Source organism: Novosphingobium aromaticivorans DSM 12444, from assembly GCF_000013325.1.
Lineage (GTDB): Bacteria > Pseudomonadota > Alphaproteobacteria > Sphingomonadales > Sphingomonadaceae > Novosphingobium > Novosphingobium aromaticivorans.
In genome coordinates this window covers 3489724-3508394 of record NC_007794.1, presented here as the reverse complement: position 1 = coordinate 3508394, position 18671 = coordinate 3489724, and the positions used below count along the sequence as shown (strand labels likewise).

The 18671-nt window shown below is 66.6% G+C and carries 22 protein-coding genes; 11 read left to right on the top strand and 11 right to left on the bottom strand.

All coding sequences use genetic code 11. The features are described from left to right. Positions 1 to 16 precede the first annotated feature (16 nt). Together thiS and SARO_RS16700 are read right to left on the bottom strand one after the other, a co-directional pair. Complete coding sequence (gene thiS / locus SARO_RS16705) at positions 17 to 1012, bottom strand: sulfur carrier protein ThiS (RefSeq protein WP_011446927.1); 996 nt, start codon at positions 1010 to 1012, stop codon at positions 17 to 19. A 42-nt stretch (positions 1013 to 1054) separates the two neighbouring features. After that, positions 1055 to 1426, bottom strand: coding sequence for a MerC domain-containing protein (locus SARO_RS16700; RefSeq protein WP_011446926.1), 372 nt, complete (start codon positions 1424 to 1426; stop codon positions 1055 to 1057). Between the two features lie 175 nt (positions 1427 to 1601). Here SARO_RS16700 and SARO_RS16695 point away from each other — a divergent pair, with 175 nt between their 5' ends. The 5 genes from SARO_RS16695 (at position 1602) to SARO_RS16675 (ending at position 4957) form a co-directional block, all read left to right on the top strand. After that, positions 1602 to 2654, top strand: coding sequence for a COX15/CtaA family protein (locus SARO_RS16695; protein ID WP_011446925.1), 1053 nt, complete (start codon positions 1602 to 1604; stop codon positions 2652 to 2654). Then, complete coding sequence (cutA, locus tag SARO_RS16690; protein ID WP_011446924.1) at positions 2651 to 2977, top strand: divalent-cation tolerance protein CutA; 327 nt, start codon at positions 2651 to 2653, stop codon at positions 2975 to 2977. Before SARO_RS16695 ends, cutA begins: the two co-directional genes overlap by 4 nt. Before the next feature lie 138 nt (positions 2978 to 3115). Next, the gene (gene rplM, locus SARO_RS16685; protein WP_011446923.1) at positions 3116 to 3595 is read left to right on the top strand and encodes a 50S ribosomal protein L13; all 480 of its coding nucleotides are present in this window, start codon (positions 3116 to 3118) and stop codon (positions 3593 to 3595) included. A 2-nt stretch (positions 3596 to 3597) separates the two neighbouring features. Next, positions 3598 to 4140, top strand: coding sequence for a 30S ribosomal protein S9 (gene rpsI, locus SARO_RS16680; protein WP_011446922.1), 543 nt, complete (start codon positions 3598 to 3600; stop codon positions 4138 to 4140). A 121-nt stretch (positions 4141 to 4261) separates the two neighbouring features. Next, entirely contained in the window at positions 4262 to 4957 is a 696-nt protein-coding gene (locus SARO_RS16675; protein ID WP_011446921.1) for an HPP family protein, read from the top strand. Between the two features lie 3 nt (positions 4958 to 4960). Here SARO_RS16675 and SARO_RS16670 read toward each other — a convergent pair whose 3' ends face one another. Further along, positions 4961 to 5587: an SOS response-associated peptidase gene (locus SARO_RS16670; RefSeq protein ID WP_011446920.1), complete on the bottom strand. Its 627-nt coding sequence runs from the start codon at positions 5585 to 5587 to the stop codon at positions 4961 to 4963. A 28-nt stretch (positions 5588 to 5615) separates the two neighbouring features. Here SARO_RS16670 and SARO_RS16665 point away from each other — a divergent pair, with 28 nt between their 5' ends. Next, positions 5616 to 6380, top strand: a complete 765-nt coding sequence (locus SARO_RS16665) for a class II aldolase/adducin family protein (RefSeq protein WP_011446919.1) — start codon at positions 5616 to 5618, stop codon at positions 6378 to 6380. A gap of 32 nt (positions 6381 to 6412) precedes the next feature. Further along, positions 6413 to 6922 (top strand): (2Fe-2S)-binding protein, encoded by a 510-nt coding sequence (locus SARO_RS16660; protein WP_011446918.1) that lies wholly within the window; start codon positions 6413 to 6415, stop codon positions 6920 to 6922. A gap of 84 nt (positions 6923 to 7006) precedes the next feature. On the opposite strand, the gene SARO_RS16655 is transcribed toward SARO_RS16660, so the two are convergent. Next, complete coding sequence (locus SARO_RS16655; RefSeq protein WP_011446917.1) at positions 7007 to 9130, bottom strand: TonB-dependent receptor; 2124 nt, start codon at positions 9128 to 9130, stop codon at positions 7007 to 7009. 161 nt (positions 9131 to 9291) lie between these two features. On the opposite strand from SARO_RS16655, the gene arsC reads away from it, so the two are divergent. Beyond that, the gene (gene arsC / locus SARO_RS16650) at positions 9292 to 9633 is read left to right on the top strand and encodes an arsenate reductase (glutaredoxin) (RefSeq protein ID WP_011446916.1); all 342 of its coding nucleotides are present in this window, start codon (positions 9292 to 9294) and stop codon (positions 9631 to 9633) included. A 33-nt stretch (positions 9634 to 9666) separates the two neighbouring features. On the opposite strand, the gene SARO_RS21630 is transcribed toward arsC, so the two are convergent. From SARO_RS21630 to SARO_RS16635, 4 genes are all read right to left on the bottom strand, one after another. Further along, positions 9667 to 9795, bottom strand: a complete 129-nt coding sequence (locus SARO_RS21630) for a hypothetical protein (RefSeq protein ID WP_256325463.1) — start codon at positions 9793 to 9795, stop codon at positions 9667 to 9669. A 44-nt stretch (positions 9796 to 9839) separates the two neighbouring features. Then, positions 9840 to 10970 (bottom strand): M14 family metallopeptidase, encoded by a 1131-nt coding sequence (locus tag SARO_RS16645; protein ID WP_011446915.1) that lies wholly within the window; start codon positions 10968 to 10970, stop codon positions 9840 to 9842. Beyond that, the gene (locus tag SARO_RS16640; protein ID WP_011446914.1) at positions 10967 to 11560 is read right to left on the bottom strand and encodes a DUF4136 domain-containing protein; all 594 of its coding nucleotides are present in this window, start codon (positions 11558 to 11560) and stop codon (positions 10967 to 10969) included. Before SARO_RS16640 ends, SARO_RS16645 begins: the two co-directional genes overlap by 4 nt. 130 nt (positions 11561 to 11690) lie before the next feature. After that, positions 11691 to 12380, bottom strand: a complete 690-nt coding sequence (locus SARO_RS16635) for a DUF4136 domain-containing protein (RefSeq protein ID WP_049759459.1) — start codon at positions 12378 to 12380, stop codon at positions 11691 to 11693. A 120-nt stretch (positions 12381 to 12500) separates the two neighbouring features. Between SARO_RS16635 and galE the strand changes: the two genes are divergently transcribed. Beyond that, complete coding sequence (galE, locus tag SARO_RS16630; protein ID WP_011446912.1) at positions 12501 to 13502, top strand: UDP-glucose 4-epimerase GalE; 1002 nt, start codon at positions 12501 to 12503, stop codon at positions 13500 to 13502. On the opposite strand, the gene SARO_RS16625 is transcribed toward galE, so the two are convergent. Further along, positions 13496 to 14305 (bottom strand): hypothetical protein, encoded by an 810-nt coding sequence (locus SARO_RS16625; RefSeq protein WP_041550553.1) that lies wholly within the window; start codon positions 14303 to 14305, stop codon positions 13496 to 13498. The genes galE and SARO_RS16625 overlap by 7 nt on opposite strands. A gap of 135 nt (positions 14306 to 14440) precedes the next feature. On the opposite strand from SARO_RS16625, the gene ykgO reads away from it, so the two are divergent. Together ykgO and SARO_RS16615 are read left to right on the top strand one after the other, a co-directional pair. Continuing rightward, a complete protein-coding gene (gene ykgO / locus SARO_RS16620; protein ID WP_011446910.1) occupies positions 14441 to 14566 on the top strand; it encodes a type B 50S ribosomal protein L36 in 126 nt (41 codons plus the stop codon). A gap of 128 nt (positions 14567 to 14694) precedes the next feature. Next, on the top strand, positions 14695 to 15297 hold the full coding sequence (locus tag SARO_RS16615; protein WP_234007377.1) for an HAD family hydrolase: 603 nt from the start codon (positions 14695 to 14697) through the stop codon (positions 15295 to 15297). Here SARO_RS16615 and pgeF read toward each other — a convergent pair. Together pgeF and pepN are read right to left on the bottom strand one after the other, a co-directional pair. Then, the gene (pgeF, locus tag SARO_RS16610) at positions 15294 to 16052 is read right to left on the bottom strand and encodes a peptidoglycan editing factor PgeF (protein WP_011446908.1); all 759 of its coding nucleotides are present in this window, start codon (positions 16050 to 16052) and stop codon (positions 15294 to 15296) included. The genes SARO_RS16615 and pgeF overlap by 4 nt on opposite strands. Continuing rightward, positions 16049 to 18664: an aminopeptidase N gene (gene pepN, locus SARO_RS16605; protein ID WP_011446907.1), complete on the bottom strand. Its 2616-nt coding sequence runs from the start codon at positions 18662 to 18664 to the stop codon at positions 16049 to 16051. Before pepN ends, pgeF begins: the two co-directional genes overlap by 4 nt. Positions 18665 to 18671 lie beyond the last annotated feature (7 nt).

The following is an 18671-nucleotide window of genomic DNA, read 5'->3' as shown; positions in this document are numbered from 1 at the left end:
CGGGGGGCCTCGATCCTCAGATCAACCCGGCCAGCGGGCTCGACGGATCGGCGTACTTGCGCGTCGGCATGCGGCCGGCGAGATAGGCGTCGCGTCCGGCCTGAACGGCCAGCTTCATTGCGCGGGCCATGCGGATCGGGTCCTTGGCCTCGGCGATGGCGGTGTTCATCAGCACGCCATCGCAGCCAAGCTCCATCGCCACGGCGGCTTCGGAAGCGGTGCCCACGCCTGCGTCGACGAGCACCGGCACCTTGGCGCCTTCGACGATCAGCCGCACCGTTACCTTGTTCTGGATGCCGAGGCCCGAACCGATCGGCGCGCCCAGTGGCATGACGGCGACCGCGCCCGCGTCTTCAAGCTGCTTGGCAGCGATCGGATCGTCGACGCAATAGACCATTGGCAGGAAGCCTTCCTTGGCCAGGACTTCGGTCGCGCGGATCGTTTCGATCATGTTGGGATAGAGCGTGCGCGCCTCGCCCAGGACTTCCAGCTTCACCAGATCCCAGCCGCCCGCCTCGCGCGCAAGGCGCAGCGTGCGGATCGCGTCCTCGGCGGTAAAGCAGCCGGCGGTGTTGGGCAGGTAGGTGATTTTCTTCGGGTCGATGTAGTCGGTCAGCATCGGCGCCTTGGGGTCCGAGACGTTGACCCTGCGCACGGCGACGGTGACGATCTCCGCGCCCGATGCTTCGACCGCGGCGGCGTTCTGCTCGAAGTCCTTGTACTTGCCCGTGCCCACGATCAGGCGCGAGGTGAAGGTGCGTCCGGCGACGGTCCAGGTATCGTTGTTGTCGGTCACGTCCGATTGTCCTCCACCCACGAAATGCACGATTTCCAGCACGTCCCCATCGGCGATCGCCACGCTGGCCAAGGTCGAGCGCGGGACGATCTCGCCATTGCGTTCGACCGCGACCTTGGCCGGATCGAGTTCCAGGCTGCGCACCAGGTCGGCGATCGATCCGGGCGCGGCGCGGCGGGGTTCGCCGTTGACGGTAAGGGATAGCTGTCCGGTCATGCGGCCCGCTTTAGCGGCGCAGTGTGCGGGCGCAAGTGGCGCTTAGTGCGCGTGCCGCATGTTGATGACGTGGGCGGCGGCCACCAGCACGACGCCGCAAACGGTGAGAACCACTTCGGCGTTGCCATGGCCGACCGCGACAGCGCCCGCCATCAGGCCGAGACCGGTCCCGCCCACCGCAAGCGGCACGAACCGCCCGTGACGCAATGCGCCCATGCCGATCGTCGCCGCGCCGATCGCCAGCGCGAAGGCGAGGCCCCAGCGATGGATATCCGGGTTCAGCAGAACGCCGCCGCCAAGCCCGAGCATGCCGACAAGGAACAGCCCGGCGACGCAATGGATCAGGCACAGCCCCGAAAGGAGCACGCCGATCCGGTCGAGCCGGGCACGCAAGGCAAGAAGGGTATCGCTCATCCTTGTGCTGCATTTATGTTATAATGTTACATAGTTCAAGGGGCTGCCGCCGATAATCCGTCCTGCATGGACCTGTCCTGCGGGCCTGCACCACGAGCCTGCACCAAGGGCGGTGCCTCCGCGGCCGACGATCCCTCTTGCGAAACGTCAAGCGCGGGCGCAGTGGCTTTGCCCCATGAGCGCCTCTCCTTCGCCTTCCACCCGTGCAGACGCGCTGGCCCTTGCGCGCTGGCTCTTCGTCGTTGCCTTCATGGTCGTCGCCATCGTTGCGGTGGGGGGGATAACCCGCCTGACCGAATCGGGCGTTTCGATCACCGAATGGAAGCCCGTCGCGGGCACGCTCCCGCCGATCACCGATGCCCAGTGGCAGGCGGAGTTCGATGCCTATCGCCAGACGCCGCAATTCCAGCTGGTCAACGGTCCGGCGGGCATGACGCTGGCGACCTACAAGTTCATCTTCTTCTGGGAGTGGGTCCACCGTCTGCTCGCCCGCACCATCGGCCTCGTCTTCGCGGCGCCGCTGGCGTGGTTCTGGATCAAGCGCCGCATCCCCGAAGGCTACAAGCCGCGCCTCGTCGCGCTGCTTGCGCTCGGCGCGCTGCAGGGGGCAGTGGGCTGGTGGATGGTCAAGTCCGGCATCGTCAACGACGTCAAGGTCAGCCACTTCCGCCTCGCCACGCATCTCCTGGTTGCCCTGTTCACGCTCGGCGGCCTGGTGTGGACCGCGCTCGATCTCGTCGCCCTGTCGAAGGGCGAGGCGCGTTCCAGGCTGCGCGGCATCGGCCTGTTGGCGCTGGCCATGCTGGTGCTCCAGCTCTTCTACGGCGCGCTCGTCGCAGGCTTGCGCGCCGGCACTTCGGCCGGTGGTGGCTGGTTCAACTGGGACGCCTGGCCGTTGATGCAGGGCAGCCTCTACCCCGATGGCGTGGACTGGGCGACGGGCGCCGTGCACGCGCTGCTCTCGGACGTGTTTCTAGTCCACTTCATCCACCGCTGGTGGGCCTGGGCGGTGGTCGCGGTCCTGGTGGTCGTCGCCCGCAAGCTGCGCAAGACAAACCGCAAGGCCTCCATCGTGCTCCATTCGGTGTTCGGTACGCAGGTCCTGCTCGGCATCTTCACTGTGTGGAGCGGCGTGGCGCTGTGGATTGCGGTGTTGCACCAGTTCGTCGGCGCGCTGCTTGTCGCCGCGACGACGTGGAGCGCGCATCTGCTCGGCGCGCGCAGGTGACCGCCGCGCTGATCTGGTGCCCATTCGGTGACGCGGAAGGTGCCGAAACGGTTGCCGGAATGCTGCTGGACGAACGCCTGGTTGCCTGTGCCAATATCCTTCCCGCCGTGCGCTCGCTCTACCGCTGGAATGGCGAGCGGGGCGCCGGGGCCGAAGTCGCGGTCCTGTTCAAGACCCGCGCGGACCTGCTGGAAGCCGCCATCGCGCGGCTGGAGGCACTTCATCCCTACGATTCTCCGGCCATTGCCGGATGGCGCTGCGATGCCGCGGGGGCGGCCACGCTGGACTGGCTGGAGGCCGATTGCGGCGGCCCGAAAGTTTGACGGTATTATTTTACCTCCATGCAAACCCGCGGTTTGCTTGACTCTGTGGGCCGTTTGCAACAAAGGCGCGCTTCCTTCGTCGCGTTCGTGCGGATTCCCGTATGGCCGACGCACTGAAATCCAGGGAACCGAAGCGCCATGAAGGCTCTCAGCAAGGTCACCCGGTCGATCAAGCCGGCCGAGGTGGAAAAGAAGTGGCATCTGATCGATGCCGAAGGCCTGGTGGTCGGCCGTCTCGCCGTCATCATCGCCAACCATCTGCGCGGCAAGCACAAGCCGAGCTTCACGCCGCACGTCGATTGCGGTGACCACGTCGTCGTGATCAACGCCGACAAGGTCCGCCTCACCGGCAACAAGCTGAAGAACAAGACCTACTACAAGCACACCGGTTATGCCGGCGGCATCAAGGAAGTCACCGCGGACAAGGTCCTCGGCGGTCGCTTCCCCGAGCGCGTGCTTGAAAAGGCGGTCGAGCGCATGATCCCGCGCGGTCCTCTCGGCCGTGCGCAGATGCGCGCCCTTCACCTCTATGCCGGTGCCGAGCACCCGCATGGCGGCACCCAGCCGGTGGCGCTCGACGTCGCCTCGATGAACCGCAAGAACAAGGTGGGTGCATAATCATGGCCGAAACCGAAAACACCGTCTCCAGTCTGGCTGATCTCAAGGATCTGACGGCTGCTGCTCCTGCTGCTGCCGCGGCTCCCGCCGCCGGCGAGGAAGCTCCTGTCGTCCGCACCGGTCCCGCAGCTCCGCTGCGCGAGCGTGAAGTCGACGCCCAGGGCCGTTCCTACGCCACCGGCCGCCGCAAGGATGCCGTCGCCCGCGTGTGGCTCAAGCCCGGTTCGGGCAAGGTCACCGTCAACGGCCGCGACCAGGAAGTCTACTTCGCCCGTCCGACCCTGCGCCTGGTGATCAACCAGCCGTTCCAGGTCGCCGATCGCGAAGGCCAGTACGACATCGTCTGCACCGTCAAGGGCGGTGGCCTCTCGGGCCAGGCCGGCGCGGTCAAGCACGGCATCGCCCAGGCGCTCAGCAAGTTCGAGCCTGCCCTGCGCAGCGCCGTCAAGGCTGCCGGCTTCCTGACCCGCGACCCGCGCGTCGTCGAACGCAAGAAGTACGGTCGTGCCAAGGCACGCCGCAGCTTCCAGTTCTCGAAGCGCTGATCGTCCGGGCCGCAAGGTCGAACGAGAAATCAGGGGCGGGCCTTCGGGTCGGCCCCTTTTTTCTTGCCTGTCGCGCTGCTCCGCACGAATGGGGCGGCGAAGATCCGAGGAATGCCCTGCCATGTTCACGCTGCCCCGCCCCACTGCATTCGCACAACTGCGGTTCGGCGGCAGGCTAGGCTGGGCGCGCGGCGCCGTGGGGGCGCTGTTCGGCGTGGCGCTTGCGGCGCTGCTCGGCAAGACGCTGCCGGGCACGCACCATTGGCCCTGGATCGTGGCGCCGATCGGGGCCTCTGCGGTGCTGGTCTTCGCAGTCCCGGCAAGTCCGCTGGCGCAACCCTGGTCGCTGCTTGGCGGCAACCTGATCTCGGCCCTGACCGGGCTTCTGATCGGCAACCTCACGGGCGATCCGTTCGCCGGCGTCGGGCTCTCGGTCGGCCTCGCCATCGTGGCAATGACCTACGCCCGGTGCCTTCACCCGCCGGGCGGCGCCTGCGCGGTTCTGGGGGCTCTTGCCGGCGCTGCCCCCGATGGAGGCTGGCTGGGCCTGCTGCTGCCGCTCCTGCTCAACATCGCCGCGCTCGGCGTGGCGGGCTGGCTCTTCAACAACATGACCGGCCACGCCTGGCCTCACGTTCCGGCCCCGCCCAAGCCGATGCCGCGCGGCACCTGGGCCGGAACCTACGAAACCGCCGATCTGGAAGCGGTCCTGGAAGAGTGGGACGAAGTCCTCGACGTCAGCCCGGAAGATCTCGACGCCCTGTTCCGCGCGGTCGAGCAGCGCGTGCTGCGCCGCTGGGAAGACGACCACAAGTAGGCTTCAGAACAGGCTCGGCTGCACCGGTGGGGGATCGGCAATCTCCACTTCGACCATCGCTTCGTCGGCATAGGCGCGCTGCATCGCCGCCGCCTCAGCACCGTCGGCCGTGAGCCAGCGCGTGGCGTCCTGTGCCGTGCCGAGGATCACCGGCATGGCCTTGGGATGCACGCGCCCGACCGTGGCATTCGCCTCGCATGTGAGGAATGCAAAGCGCGCGCCGTCGTTTGCAGGTCGCCAAAGGCCGGCGAAGGCGAAGAGCGGCTGGTCCTTGAGCGCGAACCAGTGCTTGCGCTTGCGTCTGGTCGCAGGGTCGGGGGTCTGCGACCATTCCGAAAAGGCCGTGACCGGCACCAGGCATCGCCGCGCCGGATCGGCCAGCGCGGATCGCCACATCGGCGAGGCAAGGTTGCGGATGTTGGTGACCGGGCGCCTGATTTCGCCGAACGGCGGCCAGCCCCAGCGCATCGTCCCGATCCGGCGTGCCCCACCGTCCTGCACCAGCACCGGCGCCTCGTGCCCGGGATAGACCTCTTCGAAGACCGGCAGGTTCGCCTGCGGGTTTGCCAGCGGGGCGAACAACCGCGCGATGGCTTGCGCGTTGCTGGTCATGCGATACAGGTTGCACATAGAAACGATAATATCCGGAGAGCGAGCGATGGCTACCCACCTCAGGCCCAACATCGAATGCAGCGATGCCGAATGGCATGCCCGGCAGGAACTGGCGGCCTGCTATCGCATCTACGACCATCTTGGCTGGTCAGAGTCGATCTACAACCACATCTCGCTCAAGGTTCCGGACGAAGAGGGTGCTTTCCTCATCAACCCCTTCGGGCTGCTCTATTCCGAAGTCACCGCATCAAACCTGGTGAAGATCGACATCGACGGCAACAAGCTCGACAGCAGCCCCTATCCGGTGAACCAGGCGGGCTTCACCCAGCATGCCTACTTCCACCGGCACCTGCCCTGGGCCCACGCCATCGCGCACGTCCACACGACTGAAACCATGGCGGTGTGCAGCCTCGAGGAAGGGCTGATGCCGATCAATTTCTACGCCTGCAATTTCGCGAACCAGCTTGCCTATCACGAGTTCGAAGGCGTCACCGTCCGGGCGGAAGAGGGCGAGCGTCTTCTCAAGAACCTGGGCGACAAGCGCATCCTGATGCTGCGCAATCACGGTCCGGTCGTGCTGGCGCCCACGCTCCAGCAGATGTTCATCATGCAGTGGAGCCTGCAGCGCGCCTGCGAGATCCAGCTCGCCACGCTCTCGATGGGCAGGCCCGCGATCCGCGTGCCGGACGATGTGATTGCCGTTCACCAGCGCGATCTTGGCCAGGTGAATGCCGGGGGCAAGGCAGGCGAGGCCGACTTTGCCGCATGGACCCGCAGGATCGACCGGATCGACCGTAGCTGGCGGGATTGATCGCACGATGGGCGGCGGGCTAAGCCACGGCAATGGCCCGCTTCACCGTCAACAACCAGCCCGTTCAGTACCGTCTCGAGGACGATACGCCCCTGCTGTGGGCGCTGCGCGATGCCGCTAACCTGACCGGCACCAAGTATGGCTGCGGCACGGGTGAGTGCGGGGCGTGCATGGTAATCGTCGACGGCCAGGCCATGCCAAGCTGCACGTTGCTGTTGGGCGAGGCGGAAGGGCGCAGCGTTACGACCATCGAAGGTCTTTCGGCCGACCGCTCGCATCCTGTGCAGCAGGCGCTGGTGGCCGAGCAGGCAGTCCAGTGCGGTTTCTGCACGCCGGGCATCGTCATGGCTGCCGCCGCCTTGCTGACCGCGAATGCCAGCCCTTCGGACGAGGATATCGCCCGCGCGATCACCAATATCTGCCGTTGCGGCACTTATCCCCGGCTGACCCGTGCCATCCAGCGCGCCGCGCGCGTCCTGCGCGGGGAGGAAACCATCAGCGCTGCCCCGCCGCCCGCGATCGTCGCGCCGGGAGCGGGTTGAACCGGCTGCCGTCAGGAAGGCAGGACGGCGCAAGAAGGTTGGCGCCCCCTCCCGGGAGGGGGGAGGGAGAGGGCGCCCGGGGGGTCAGAATTTCACGCGAACCGAAAGGCGGGCGTTGATCGGCTCGCCGGTCGAGATGTTGTTGTCGGTGTGGGCCGAGGGGAAATAGTCGGTGTCGGTCAGGTTCTCGACATTGAGCTGGATCGAGAAGCGTTCGGACAGGTCGTAGAACACCGCCGCGTCCACGCGGGTGAAGGCAGGTAGCGTCACCGCGTTGCTGATCGTCGCAAAGCTCTTCGACTGGTGCGTCACGCCAAGGCCGAGGCCAAGCTGCCTGGTTACGTCATAGCGCGTCCAGGCGGCGAACTGGTGGCGCGGAAGCTGGGCCAGCTTGGTACCCGGCAGCGCTGCCGTGGTGCGCGACCGGACTTCTCCGTCCTGCAACGTGTAGCCGAGGCTGACCTGCCAGTCGGGCAGCACGCGTCCCGCCAGTTGCAGTTCGATGCCCTTGGCCCGGGTCTTGCCCGAAAGCTCGGGCAGGCCCGTCACTGGATTGTTGAAGCGCGAGTTCTCGCGGTCGAGGCGGTAGGCTGCGGCAGTGAAGGCAAGGCCGGGGTTGATGTCCCACTTTACGCCTGCTTCCAGGTTCTCGAAACGCTCGGGCGCGAGCGTCGCCTGGGTTGCGTCGAGCGACCCGAACTGATCGCCGGATTGCGGCAGGAAGCTGCGGGTGAAGCTGGCGTAGAACGACATCTCCTTGCGCGGCTTGAGCACCACGCCGAAGCGCGGCGACCACTTGCGGTCGGTGCGCTGCGCGGAAGTTGCATTGATGCGGTCGGTCGAATTGATGCGGAATTCGTCGAAGCGGATGCCCGCAACGACCTGGAGGAAGGAGGCCAGCTCGACCTGGTCCTGGAAATATGCCGACCAGGTATCGACGCGGCTCAGCGACGAGCGCGAAGGCGCCTTGAACGTCACCGCCGGAATCGTCATCCGCTTCGCCAGCGTCACCGTGGTGCTCGCAGTGCCGAAGTCCGGGTCGGAGCGCAGGCTGGTGGTGTCCTGGCTCGAAATCTCGAGCCCGGCAAGCACGGTGTGGCCGATGGGGCCGGTGTGGCCTTCCCAGACGAGGTTGGTCTGGCCGACCCAGCTTTCGCGGACGTTTGCGCTGGAATAGCCCGAGAGGGTGAGCTGGCCCGCGTCGTTCACCGAACTGCCGGCGAAGACATTGCCGTAGTACTTGTCGGTATGGCTGTACTGGCCAAGCACATTGAAGCTGAGCCCGTCGGCAAGGTCGTGGTCGATGCGCGCCTGCGCGATGTGCGCCTTCACCGTGGCGATGTTGACGTCGTTGCGGCCGAAGAACGTGTCGTCATGGCCGGTGAGCGGCTTTTTCGTGGCTGCCACCGAAGGCACGCCGCGGTCCGTGGTGCGGCGGTCGTCGTCATAGTTGTAGGACAGCTCGACGCGCGTCGCCTCGCCCGGCTCGAACGCCAGGGTGGGGTTCACGCCGATGAAGCGGCCCTCGAAATCCTGCCGGTGGTTGTCGAACTCCTCGTAGGTCGCATTCAGGCGGCCGCCGACGCTTTCGGCAAGCGGCTGGTTCCAGTCCGCGGCCAGCGCGAAGGCGCCGAAGCTGTCGACATTCGCGCTCGCCTCGCCCTTGGTGCGGTCGAGGTCGGGGGTCTTGCTCACGCGGTTGATCACGCCGCCGCCGCCGCCGCGACCGAAGAGCAGGGCATTGGCGCCCTTCAGCACTTCGACGCGCTCGATGTTGTAGAGCGAGCGGTAGTACTGCGTGTCGTCGCGCAGGCCATCGAGGTAGAAGTCAGCGGTGGTGTTCTGGCCGCGCAGGGTGATCTGGTCGCGGTGGCCCTCGCCCTGGCCCAGCACGACGCCGGGAACATAGCGCAGCGCATCGCCAAGCTGGGTCACGGCCTGGTCGTCGAGCTGTTCGCGCGTCAGCACGGTGATCGTCTGGGGCACGTCGACCAGCGGGGTGGGCGTCTTGACCGCGTTGGCGTCTACCGGGCGATAGCCGTCGGCGCTGCCCGTCACCACGATCACCGTACCTGCCGTCTCGGCATCGAAGGCGGCATCCGCTGGCACGGCCTCGACGGCGAAGGCGCTGGCGGGCGCAAGCGTGGTTCCGGCGAGGAGCAGGCAGGCGATGCGGTTCACGGTAGTCCCCTTGTTCACGATAATCATTCGCAAGAGGGCGAGTATTGCGACTCAATCGCACTTGCAAGGAGATTTTTGAGAATTTTTCGCAATAACATTGATCTCGCGCAATGCGCGGTGCGTAGCGGCGGTTGCGGCACGATGCAGTTGGGCTAAGAGACGCCCATCACAACGCAGGAGGCACCGGCATGAAGGCGACGATCTGGCACAATCCGAACTGCGGCACTTCGCGCAACACGCTCGCCATGCTCCAGGAAGCGGGCGCGGACGTGACGGTGGTCGAATACCTCAAGACCCCGCCGGGCGCGGACAAGCTTGCCCAGCTTTACCGCGATGCCGGCATCACCCCGCAGCAGGGTCTGCGCCTGAAGGGCACCGATGCGGAAGAACGCGGCCTGCCCGGCGCCGACGACGCCACGGTCCTTGCCGCGATGGCGGCCGAGCCAAGGCTGATCGAACGCCCGCTGGTCGAGACGGACAAGGGCGTGCGTCTGTGCCGGCCGAAGGAAAAGGTGCTGGAGATCATCTGAGCGCAGCCAGCGGCCGCGTTCATCCGTGCGCGCTCAGAACGGCAGGGGATGCCCTGCCAGGATGAGCGCCGCTGCGCAGCCCAGCACGACGAGCTTGCGCGGCATGTCGGCAAGCGACACGGGCGGAAGAGCGGTCGGGATCAGGGCGAGGGCACGGGCCATGTCCCCGGCATGCGCCCGCAACCCTTAACGCCTCGTAAAAGCCGTCAGTCCTGTAACCATTCGAGCAGCGCTGCCAGGCATTCGCGCGCCAGCAGCTTGCTGCGGTCCGGGCTCCATCCCTGGGCCTTGCAGGGCAGGTCGTCGTTGTCCTTGAACGGCATTTCCAGCGTCATCGCCACGCAGCCGAAGCGTTCCGCCACCTGGTTGGTCGACATCGACAGGTTTGCCCGCCCAGGTGCGGCAACCGGATAACCGCGCTTCGTCTGGAAGTCCGGCGTGCGTCGTTCGAGGATGCGGCGATAGCGCGCGTATCCTTCGCCCAGCTCGTCGGTCCAGGAAGGGATGCCCTCGAACCCCGCGAGGAACACGTGCGGGATCGCCTCGTCGCCGTGGACGTCCATGGCGAAGTCCACGCCGCTCTCGTCCATCGCGTTGCGGATCGCCAGAACCTCGGGCGATCTGGCGGCGCTCGGCTCGTGCCATTCGCGGTTGAGGTTCACGCCTACTGCATTGGTCCGCAAATGGCCCCGGCACGAACCGTCGGGATTGGCATTGGGTACGATGTGGAACCGGCAGAGTTGGCGCAGCCGCCGCGCATGCGGATCGGCCGGGTCGGTCAGCATGTCGAGCGCGCCTTCCATCCACCATTCGGCCATCGATTCGCCGGGATGCTGCCGCGCGTAGAGCCAGACCTGCTTCGGCCCCTCGCCAATGACCAGGCAGTCGACTGGCTGGCCCTCGACGCTCGTTCCCAGGCACCGGTATTCGACGCCGTCGCAGCCTGCCGTGGCGGCGACGAGATCGTGGTGCCGCTCCATCGAATAGGGCGCGAAGTATGCGAACCAGCAGGGTCCCGCCTCGGGCCTGTGCCGGATCGTCAGTGTGCCCCCGTCCTCGCGCGGATCGTAGTGCGATTCGGCGCGGCTCCATATCTCCCGATCCTGCGAGACCGCCGCGCGATAGCCAGGCCATCCGCCGGGATAGGCGGAAGCCTCGAGCCCGGTGATCTTCAGCTCGAGCTCGCGGTCATCCGCGCCGTCGACGCGGAAATGGAACCACTGGAAGAAGTCGGATTCCCGGTCCTTGCGGATCGCCAGTCGGGCCGTCGCGCCCCGGGTGGCAAGGACTTCGATGTTGCCGGAATCGAATGCGGCGTTGATGCGGATGTCGGTCATCTGACCGTGATAGTATCGCCCGACGTGCCGGGGAAGCCCGCGAACAGCGCGTGTGCCATGCGCGGCGCGGCAATTGCGGCGGCTGCCTCCTTCGCCTTTGCCTTCTCGCGCGATTCGGCCCGGCCTTCCCATAGAGCCTCGCCGGTCCGGCGGTCGCGGATGCGCACCGAAAGGCGCGTCAGCACGTATTCCTTGGGGCCTCCGCCGAGATTGATTCCGACGCCAAGTCCCACACCGCCGCCATAGCTGCCGGTCGAACCGCCGACGCCCACGCTGACGGGCCCGCGCGCCTTCTCGCGGCGCTGCGTATCGCGCTCGATCCGCACTTCAGCCACCGCATCGGCCGCGCCGGGCGTGGCACTGCCAAATCCGGCCGCCGCCAGTTCGCGCTTGACTGCTTGCAGCCACAAGCCGCCTTCGATGCTGGCCCCATCCGCGCCCTCGGCGGCTTCGACGACCACCGCCGCGCCTTTCAGCCGGGGCAGGGTCTGCGGCGTGTGGAAGCGCGTCACTTCGACAGGCGCGGGCCTGGCCGCAGCCGGCGCGGCAATCGCCGTGGTCAGGGCAAGGGCGGCAAGCAGGCGGTTCATCGGCTGGGTCCCATCAATTCGCACTCGGGCGTAAGGCGTTGCGAGTCTGGGGCTTCGCTTGTTCCGCCGCAATGTCAAACGGCACAGGTGCGGGGTCAAACGCCACGGATACAGGCATGGGCAGCTTGCGTCAGCCGCCTCCGGGCACTTCGGTCGCGTCGGTGAACTTTGCGAACAGCGCCGTGGCCAGCCGTGCCGCCACTTCGCCGTTGTTCAGTCCATCGTCGTCCTCGCGCGTCTGCGTCTCGGCGTGGCCTTCCCACAGGACCCTGTTCGAAGCCTTGTCGCGGATGCGCACGTCGAGCCGCGACGCCACGATGGCCTTCTTCGCCTTGGACAGATCGACGTTGAGCGCCATCGCCGTATAGTTGCCGCGGTTCGACACGCCCACTTCCATCGCGCCCGAAACCGGCTTCTTCTTCGCTTCTTCGGGCACGACGACCACGTGGCTGACGCCGATCTGCGCGATCTGGCCGCTGTCTGCGCCGTTCACCGCGGTGTCGTAGCCAAGCCTGGCGAGCTGGTCCACGACCGCTGCCTCATAGACCGGAAGCTTCCATTCCGCCTCCGCGCCGGGTGCCGCCGCGACGGTGATGGGGCCTTTGCCGAGCAGCGCTGCGGCATCGGCGGAACGGAACGCCTCGACCTCGATCTTGCGCGAAGGCTCGGCCGTGCGCCGCCCGCTGCCATTGCGCAGGCGCTGGTCCATCATCGGCCCGCCACGGTCCCATCCACCGGGCCCGCCCGGGAAAGCCTGGGAAAAAGCCGTTGCCGGCAACGAAAGCGCAACGATGGCGCAAGTAAGCAGCTTGGCGTTCATTCGTATTCTTTCCCGCAAGGGCTGATGCCGACCCGGAGCAGAGTGTAATGACCCTGCGCTGTCGCAGGTATTAACGCGCAAGGGGCGCAAATCCTGCGCGCCAAGGGAGTGCAATTGTCGATGACCAGGGTTCCCGTGCTCGTGACCGGCGGCGCCGGCTATATCGGCAGCCATGCCGTCCTCGCGCTCAAGGATGCGGGTTGGGCCGTGTCGGTGATCGACAACCTTACCACCGGCTTTCGCTTTGCCGTGCCCGAGGGCGTGCCGTTCTATGAAGGCGACATCGAGGATGCCGGGCTTCTGGCCCGGATCATCGCGGAACAGGGCATCAAGGCAGTCATGCACTTCGCCGGCTCCATTATCGTGCCGGAATCGGTCGAAAACCCGCTGAAGTACTATCACAACAACACGGCCAAGAGCCGCGCGCTGATCGAGGCGGCGGTGAAGGGTGGCGTGCCGCACTTCATCTTCTCGTCCACCGCTGCCACCTATGGCATTCCCGAAGTCTCGCCGGTGACGGAGGACAGCCCGCGTCGTCCGATCAATCCCTATGGCATGTCGAAGCTGATGACCGAGACCATGCTGGCCGACGTCGCCGCAGCGCACCCGCTGAATTTCTGTGTCCTGCGATATTTCAACGTTGCGGGGGCCGATCCCCAGGCGCGCACCGGGCAGTCAACGGCGGGCGCGACGCATCTCATCAAGGTCGCGGTCGAGGCCGCGCTGGGCAAGCGTGCATCGGTCGGTGTCTACGGAACCGACTATGCAACGCCAGATGGCACCGGCGTGCGCGATTACATCCATGTCTCCGATCTTGCCGCCGCGCATGTTCTCGCGCTGGAGGCGCTGATCGCCGCGCCCGACGAATCGCTCACTATGAACTGTGGCTATGGCCGTGGCTTTTCGGTCCTTGAAGTGCTCGATGCGGTGGACCGGGTCACCAACCGCAGAATCGCGCGCGAAATGCAGGGGCGGCGGGCCGGCGATCCCGATTCGCTGATCTCGGACAACCGTCGCATCAGGTCGACCCTGCCGTGGGTGCCGCAATATGCCGACCTCGACACCATCGTTGCCCATGCCCTGGCGTGGGAGCGCAAGCTGGACGGGATTCGCGGTCAGTAAGCCTTGCGGTCGCCATAGCGGGCGCGCCATTGCGCCTGCGTGGTGAAGGTCCCGTCGGGCTGGCGCAGGACATTGCACTGCCGGGCCGTGGTGCTGCCGATGGAGTCCCAGTGCTCCATCCGGTCGGTGCCGAAGTTCAGGCACAGGAACGCCGCTCGTTCGTCCAGTTGCCCGATGGCCGTCGAGTGCACGAACTTCGTCCCGAACACGAGCCCCCGGCCGAGCTTGTAGGAAAGCTCGCGCTCCTCGTCGCGAATCGTCCGGTAGGTCATGCCCAGGCGCTCCCCCGCAACGGTCAGCGGAGCCATCAGCGTGAAGGCGAGGTTGTCATCGGTCGACCAGTCGCAGTGCATGTTCAGCCCGGTGCAGTGACTGCGCGTGACGAGGAATCCCGCATAGAGCCGGATCTCCCGGTCGTGCGGCACGAATGGCGCCACCAGCGGGCCCAGGCCCAGCCGATGATAGATCGCGTCGAACCAGTGGAAGGCCTCTTCGTCCGCGTGGCTCAGCCAGCAGATGTCGCTCTGCCATGCCAGTGGCCGCTCGTTGAACAGGCTCACGCCGTTCGACAGCCGGTACTGCGCGCGATTCTCCCTCATCCCCTGGGTCTCGGCCGTCAGGGGGGCAAGCTCCGCGATCAGGTCGTGCGGGATGTCGATCTCGAAGGCGTTGGGGGCCATCAAGGCGGGGTTGAGGAAATGGGGATCGCCCGGCTTGTGGAGGATTCCGGAAATGGTGCTTTGCATTGCCGGCAGAACTTCCTCAGCGATGGGGTGCGTGCGCCACGGCGCTGCGAATCGCACGATGGCCTCGAATTGGCAAGAATCTCGCCCTTGCGCGGCGCCGGATGCCGCCTCAGGGTTGACTTGCCCCATCGCCACCACTAACGGCCACGCTTCAGTTTTCAGCCCGGTCAGCTTCGGGCAAAGGGATTCGACATGAAGATTCGCAACAGCCTGAAGTCGCTCAAGGACCGCCACCGGGACAACCGCGTGATCCGCCGCCGTGGCCGCGTCTACGTGATCAACAAGACCCAGAAGCGCTTCAAGGCGCGTCAGGGCTGATTTAGCCAGTTTCGGTGTAGTTCGCGACGGCGGGCTGCACCGGAAACCAGGCTGGCCTCGCTTCGGCAGAGGCCATGACCCCCGCCTTGCGCGGGGGTTCTGTCGTTATGGGAACCGCAGGGGAAACCATGGTGGAAGCCGTCGTCTGGGACATCGGGCGGGTGCTGGTCGAGTTCGACCTTGCCGGAATCTACCACGATGCGATCCCCGATCCGGCAGAGCGGGCCCGTTTCGTCACGGAAGTGGTGACCGAGGAATGGCACCTCCAGCACGATCTGGGCGTCTCCTTCGCCGAAATGGTCGCCGCGCGCACGTCCGAATTTCCCCAGCACGCCGATCTGATCGCCCGCTACGCCAGCCACTGGCTCGACAGCCTGCCTGGGCCTGTGCCGGGCACGCACGATCTCGTCGCGCGCCTCGCCGCGCGAGCGGTGCCGCAATACGCGATCACCAATTTCGGGGCCGACGCCTGGGCTCTGTTCCAGCCCACGTTCCCGGTTCTCGATCACATGCGCGAAATCGTTGTCTCCGGGATCGAGAAGCGCGCAAAGCCGGGCGAGGAGATCTTTCACCTCGCCGCCCGCCGCTTCGGTCACGATCCCGCCGCGATGCTGTTCGTCGACGACAATGCCGCCAACATCGCCACTGCCCGCCGTCTCGGCTGGCAGGTCCATCACTTCGCCGGCGCGGCAGCGCTCGAAGCAGCGCTTGCGGCCGAGGGGCTGCTCTAGGACAGCCCGATCAGCGAGATCTGCCGGCCGTAACCCGGCTCGGCCCGGTGCGTTGCGCGGCGGAACGAATAGAAGCGGGCTTCCTGGGAATAAGTGTCCTCGCCCATCATGCCGACAGCGCCCACGCCGGCATCGTGCAGGCGCGAGGCGACATAGCCTTCGAGGTCGAACCACGTGTGCCCTTCCCGCCCGGCCCGGAAGAAGCGCTCGTTCTCGGCCGCCTGCTCGAGGAAACGGGCCTCGAACGCGCCGTCCACTTCGTAGCTCTTCTGCGCGATGCAGGGGCCGACGACAGCAGCGATGCTCTCGCGCCGTGCGCCGAGCGCTTCCATCGCCGCGACGGTCGCGTCGGTCACGCCGGTGAAGGCGCCCTTCCAGCCCGCGTGCGCGGCGCCGATCACTCCCGCGCCCGCATCGCACAGCAGCACGGGCGCGCAGTCCGCCGTGAGCACGCCCAGCACGATGCCGGGGCGGTCGGTGACCAGCGCGTCGGCGCGGGGCCGGTCGACGTCGTCCCACGGCTCGGTCACGGTTGCCACGTCGGGCGAATGGATCTGGTAGCAGGTCTGCAATCGCCCGCCCGGCAGCACCGCCTCCACCGCGCGGCGGCGGTTTTCGGCGGTCAGCGCGGGGTCGTCCTCGCTGTAGCTCACGTTGAGACCGGCCAGGTCGCCCTCGCTCACCCCGCCGCGCCTGCCGAGAAAACCGTGCGCCGCCCCCGCCAGCAGCGGGTGCCTCAGCGCCTCGACGCTCATGCCTCCAGGCTCTTGGTCACCTGTTCACGCACATCGCGCGAAAGGGTCGGCTCGGCCGCGATGCGTTCAAGCTCGGTGCGCATAAGTGCCGCGCGGCCTTCGTCGACCTTCTTCCACCGTCCAAGCGAGGGCACGAAGCGCGCCGCGACGTTGCCATTGATCGGGTCGAGCTTCAGGATGAGATCCGCGATCAGGCGGTAGCCTTCGCCTCCGGCCTTGTGGAACCCTTGCGCATTCGCGGCAAAGGCCATCCATAGCGCCCGCACGCGGTTTGGATTGGTCAGGGTGAAGTCCGGGTGCCGGGCGAGCGCCTTCACGTGGGCGGTCACCTCCGGGTTCAGCGATCCCGCCTGGAGCGAGAACCACTTGTCGATCACCAGCATGTTGCCGGCGAACCGCTGGTGGAAATCCGCAAGCGCCATTTCGCGCTCGGGCACGTTGAGGCCACACAGCACCATCAGCGCCGACTGGCGGTCGGTCATGTTGGTCGCCGCCTCGTACTGGCCCCTGGCCCGGCGCGCCGCTTCGGCAGGGTCTGCGGGGGCCAGGTACACCAGCGCCTGGGCCTTCAGCTTGCGCGCACCGCGTGCCGCCGCCTCGAGGCTGTAGGGAATGGCGCTGCAGCGGTCGTGCAACGCCAGCCACCGCGCCTTCAGCGTTTCGCCCAGCCACCGCTTCAGCCCTTCGCGCTCGGCGAAGATGCGGGTCGGGTCCGCGCGGTCGAGCTGCTCGGCCAGATAGGCCTCGCCCGGCAGGATCAGCAGTTCCCCGCGCATCAGGTCGTCAAGCGCCTCGTCGTCGAGAATGGCGGCCATGGCCTCGCCGATCGCCGCCCGTCCGCTTTCACGCTCGGCATCCCCCAGCACGCCAGAAACCGCCGCGACGAGGTGCCGCACGACGAGCTGCTGCATCGCCTCGTAGCGGGCGAAGGGATCGTCGTCGTGGCGGGCAAGGAACACGAGGTCTTCCACCGGCGTGGGCGCCGCGATCTCGACCGGCGCGGAGAAGCCGCGGTTGATCGACAGGACGGGCAGCGCATCGAAACCCTTGAAAATGAAGCTCTGCCGCGCCTCCTTCAGCACCAGCAGTTCCTCGCCGCGATGCTTGCCGCTGGCGCGGTCGAACAGCGCGGTGCGCAGCGGGATGACCATCGGCTTCTTGTCCGGCTGGCCCGGCGTCGGCGGTACAGTCTGCGACAGGGTCAGCGTGACCGTCGTGCCCGAATGGGCCATCGCCACTTCCACGCGCGGGGTGCCGGCCTGTTCGTACCACAGGCGGAACTGCGACAGGTCGAGGCTGGCCCCGTCCTCCATCGCCTTTACGAAGTCCTCGCAGGTCGCTGCCTCGCCGTCGTGGCGCGCAAAGTAGAGGTCGGTGCCTTTCAGGTAGCGTTCGGTGCCGGCCAGGACTTTCATCATGCGGATCACCTCGGCGCCCTTGTTATAGACGGTCGCGGTGTAGAAGTTGCTGATTTCCTGATAGGAATCCGGACGGATCGGGTGGGCGAGGGGACCCGAATCCTCGGGGAACTGCACCGCGCGCAAAATCCGCACGTCCTCGATCCGCTTGACCGGCGCCGAACCGCGATCCGCGCTGAACTGCTGGTCGCGCAGCACCGTGAAGCCTTCCTTCAGGGAAAGCTGGAACCAGTCGCGGCAGGTCACTCGGTTGCCCGACCAGTTGTGGAAGTACTCGTGCGCGACGACACCTTCGATCGCGTCGTAGTCCGCGTCCGTCGCCGTTTCCGGATCGGCCAGGATATAGCGCGTGTTGAAGATGTTGAGACCCTTGTTCTCCATCGCCCCGGCGTTGAAGTCGCTGACCGCGACGATGTTGAAATCGTCGAGGTCGTATTCGCGGCCATAGACTTCCTCGTCCCACTTCATCGACGCGACGAGCGAGCGCATGGCGTGGTCGGTCCGGCTCTCGTCGCCCGGGCGGACGAGAATGGCGAGGTTCACATGGCGTCCCGAGCGCGTGGTGAAGGTTTCGCGGTTGGCGACCAGTTCGCCCGCCACCAGCGCGAAGAGATAGGACGGCTTGGGCCAGGGATCGTGCCATTCGGCCCAGTGTGTGCCGTCGCCGTTGTCGCCCGATGCGGTCGGGTTGCCGTTCGACAGCAGCACCGGAAACAGCGCCTTGTCGCCGGTCATCCGCACCGAATAGATCGAGAGAACGTCGGGCCGGTCGGGGAAGAAGGTGATGCGGCGGAAGCCTTCCGCCTCGCACTGCGTGCACAGCAGCCCGTTCGAGGCATAGAGCCCCGAAAGCTGCGTGTTGGCGGCGGGATCGATCAGCGTCTCGATACCCACCTCGTGCGCATCGCCGGGCAGTTCGACGACAAGGTCCGCGCCGTCCATGTGCCAGGCATTGTGCGGGTGGCCATCGACCGTCACCGCCTTGGCCTCCAGCCCGTCGCCGTTAAGGCGCAGTTGCGAAGTGCCTGATCCGGCGGGGTTCCTGCGTACCTTGAGGGCGGACTTCACGCGGGTCGCGTTGAGCGACAGGGCAAAGTCCAGCGCGATTTCCGGCACCAGCCATTCGGGCGGGCGATAGTCCGCGCGGTGGATCACGGGCGGGGGGGCGACGGGCGCGCTGGAAAGATCGTTCATGCCCCAG

Bases quoted from the DNA above. Each gene is read 5' to 3' on its own strand.
- SARO_RS16660 (WP_011446918.1), top strand. From the start codon at position 6,413: ATGGCCCGCTTCACCGTCAACAACCAGCCCGTTCAGTACCGTCTCGAG.
- pgeF (WP_011446908.1), bottom strand. From the start codon at position 16,052: ATGAGCGTCGAGGCGCTGAGGCACCCGCTGCTGGCGGGGGCGGCGCAC.
- rpsI (WP_011446922.1), top strand. From the start codon at position 3,598: ATGGCCGAAACCGAAAACACCGTCTCCAGTCTGGCTGATCTCAAGGAT.
- SARO_RS16700 (WP_011446926.1), bottom strand. From the start codon at position 1,426: ATGAGCGATACCCTTCTTGCCTTGCGTGCCCGGCTCGACCGGATCGGC.
- SARO_RS16615 (WP_234007377.1), top strand. From the start codon at position 14,695: ATGGTGGAAGCCGTCGTCTGGGACATCGGGCGGGTGCTGGTCGAGTTC.
- SARO_RS16635 (WP_049759459.1), bottom strand. From the start codon at position 12,380: ATGAACGCCAAGCTGCTTACTTGCGCCATCGTTGCGCTTTCGTTGCCG.
- pepN (WP_011446907.1), bottom strand. From the start codon at position 18,664: ATGAACGATCTTTCCAGCGCGCCCGTCGCCCCCCCGCCCGTGATCCAC.
- galE (WP_011446912.1), top strand. From the start codon at position 12,501: ATGACCAGGGTTCCCGTGCTCGTGACCGGCGGCGCCGGCTATATCGGC.
- SARO_RS21630 (WP_256325463.1), bottom strand. From the start codon at position 9,795: ATGGCCCGTGCCCTCGCCCTGATCCCGACCGCTCTTCCGCCCGTGTCG.
- thiS (WP_011446927.1), bottom strand. From the start codon at position 1,012: ATGACCGGACAGCTATCCCTTACCGTCAACGGCGAACCCCGCCGCGCC.
- arsC (WP_011446916.1), top strand. From the start codon at position 9,292: ATGAAGGCGACGATCTGGCACAATCCGAACTGCGGCACTTCGCGCAAC.
- SARO_RS16665 (WP_011446919.1), top strand. From the start codon at position 5,616: ATGGCTACCCACCTCAGGCCCAACATCGAATGCAGCGATGCCGAATGG.
- SARO_RS16655 (WP_011446917.1), bottom strand. From the start codon at position 9,130: ATGATTATCGTGAACAAGGGGACTACCGTGAACCGCATCGCCTGCCTG.
- SARO_RS16645 (WP_011446915.1), bottom strand. From the start codon at position 10,970: ATGACCGACATCCGCATCAACGCCGCATTCGATTCCGGCAACATCGAA.
- ykgO (WP_011446910.1), top strand. From the start codon at position 14,441: ATGAAGATTCGCAACAGCCTGAAGTCGCTCAAGGACCGCCACCGGGAC.
- SARO_RS16675 (WP_011446921.1), top strand. From the start codon at position 4,262: ATGTTCACGCTGCCCCGCCCCACTGCATTCGCACAACTGCGGTTCGGC.
- SARO_RS16695 (WP_011446925.1), top strand. From the start codon at position 1,602: ATGAGCGCCTCTCCTTCGCCTTCCACCCGTGCAGACGCGCTGGCCCTT.
- SARO_RS16670 (WP_011446920.1), bottom strand. From the start codon at position 5,587: ATGTGCAACCTGTATCGCATGACCAGCAACGCGCAAGCCATCGCGCGG.
- SARO_RS16640 (WP_011446914.1), bottom strand. From the start codon at position 11,560: ATGAACCGCCTGCTTGCCGCCCTTGCCCTGACCACGGCGATTGCCGCG.
- rplM (WP_011446923.1), top strand. From the start codon at position 3,116: ATGAAGGCTCTCAGCAAGGTCACCCGGTCGATCAAGCCGGCCGAGGTG.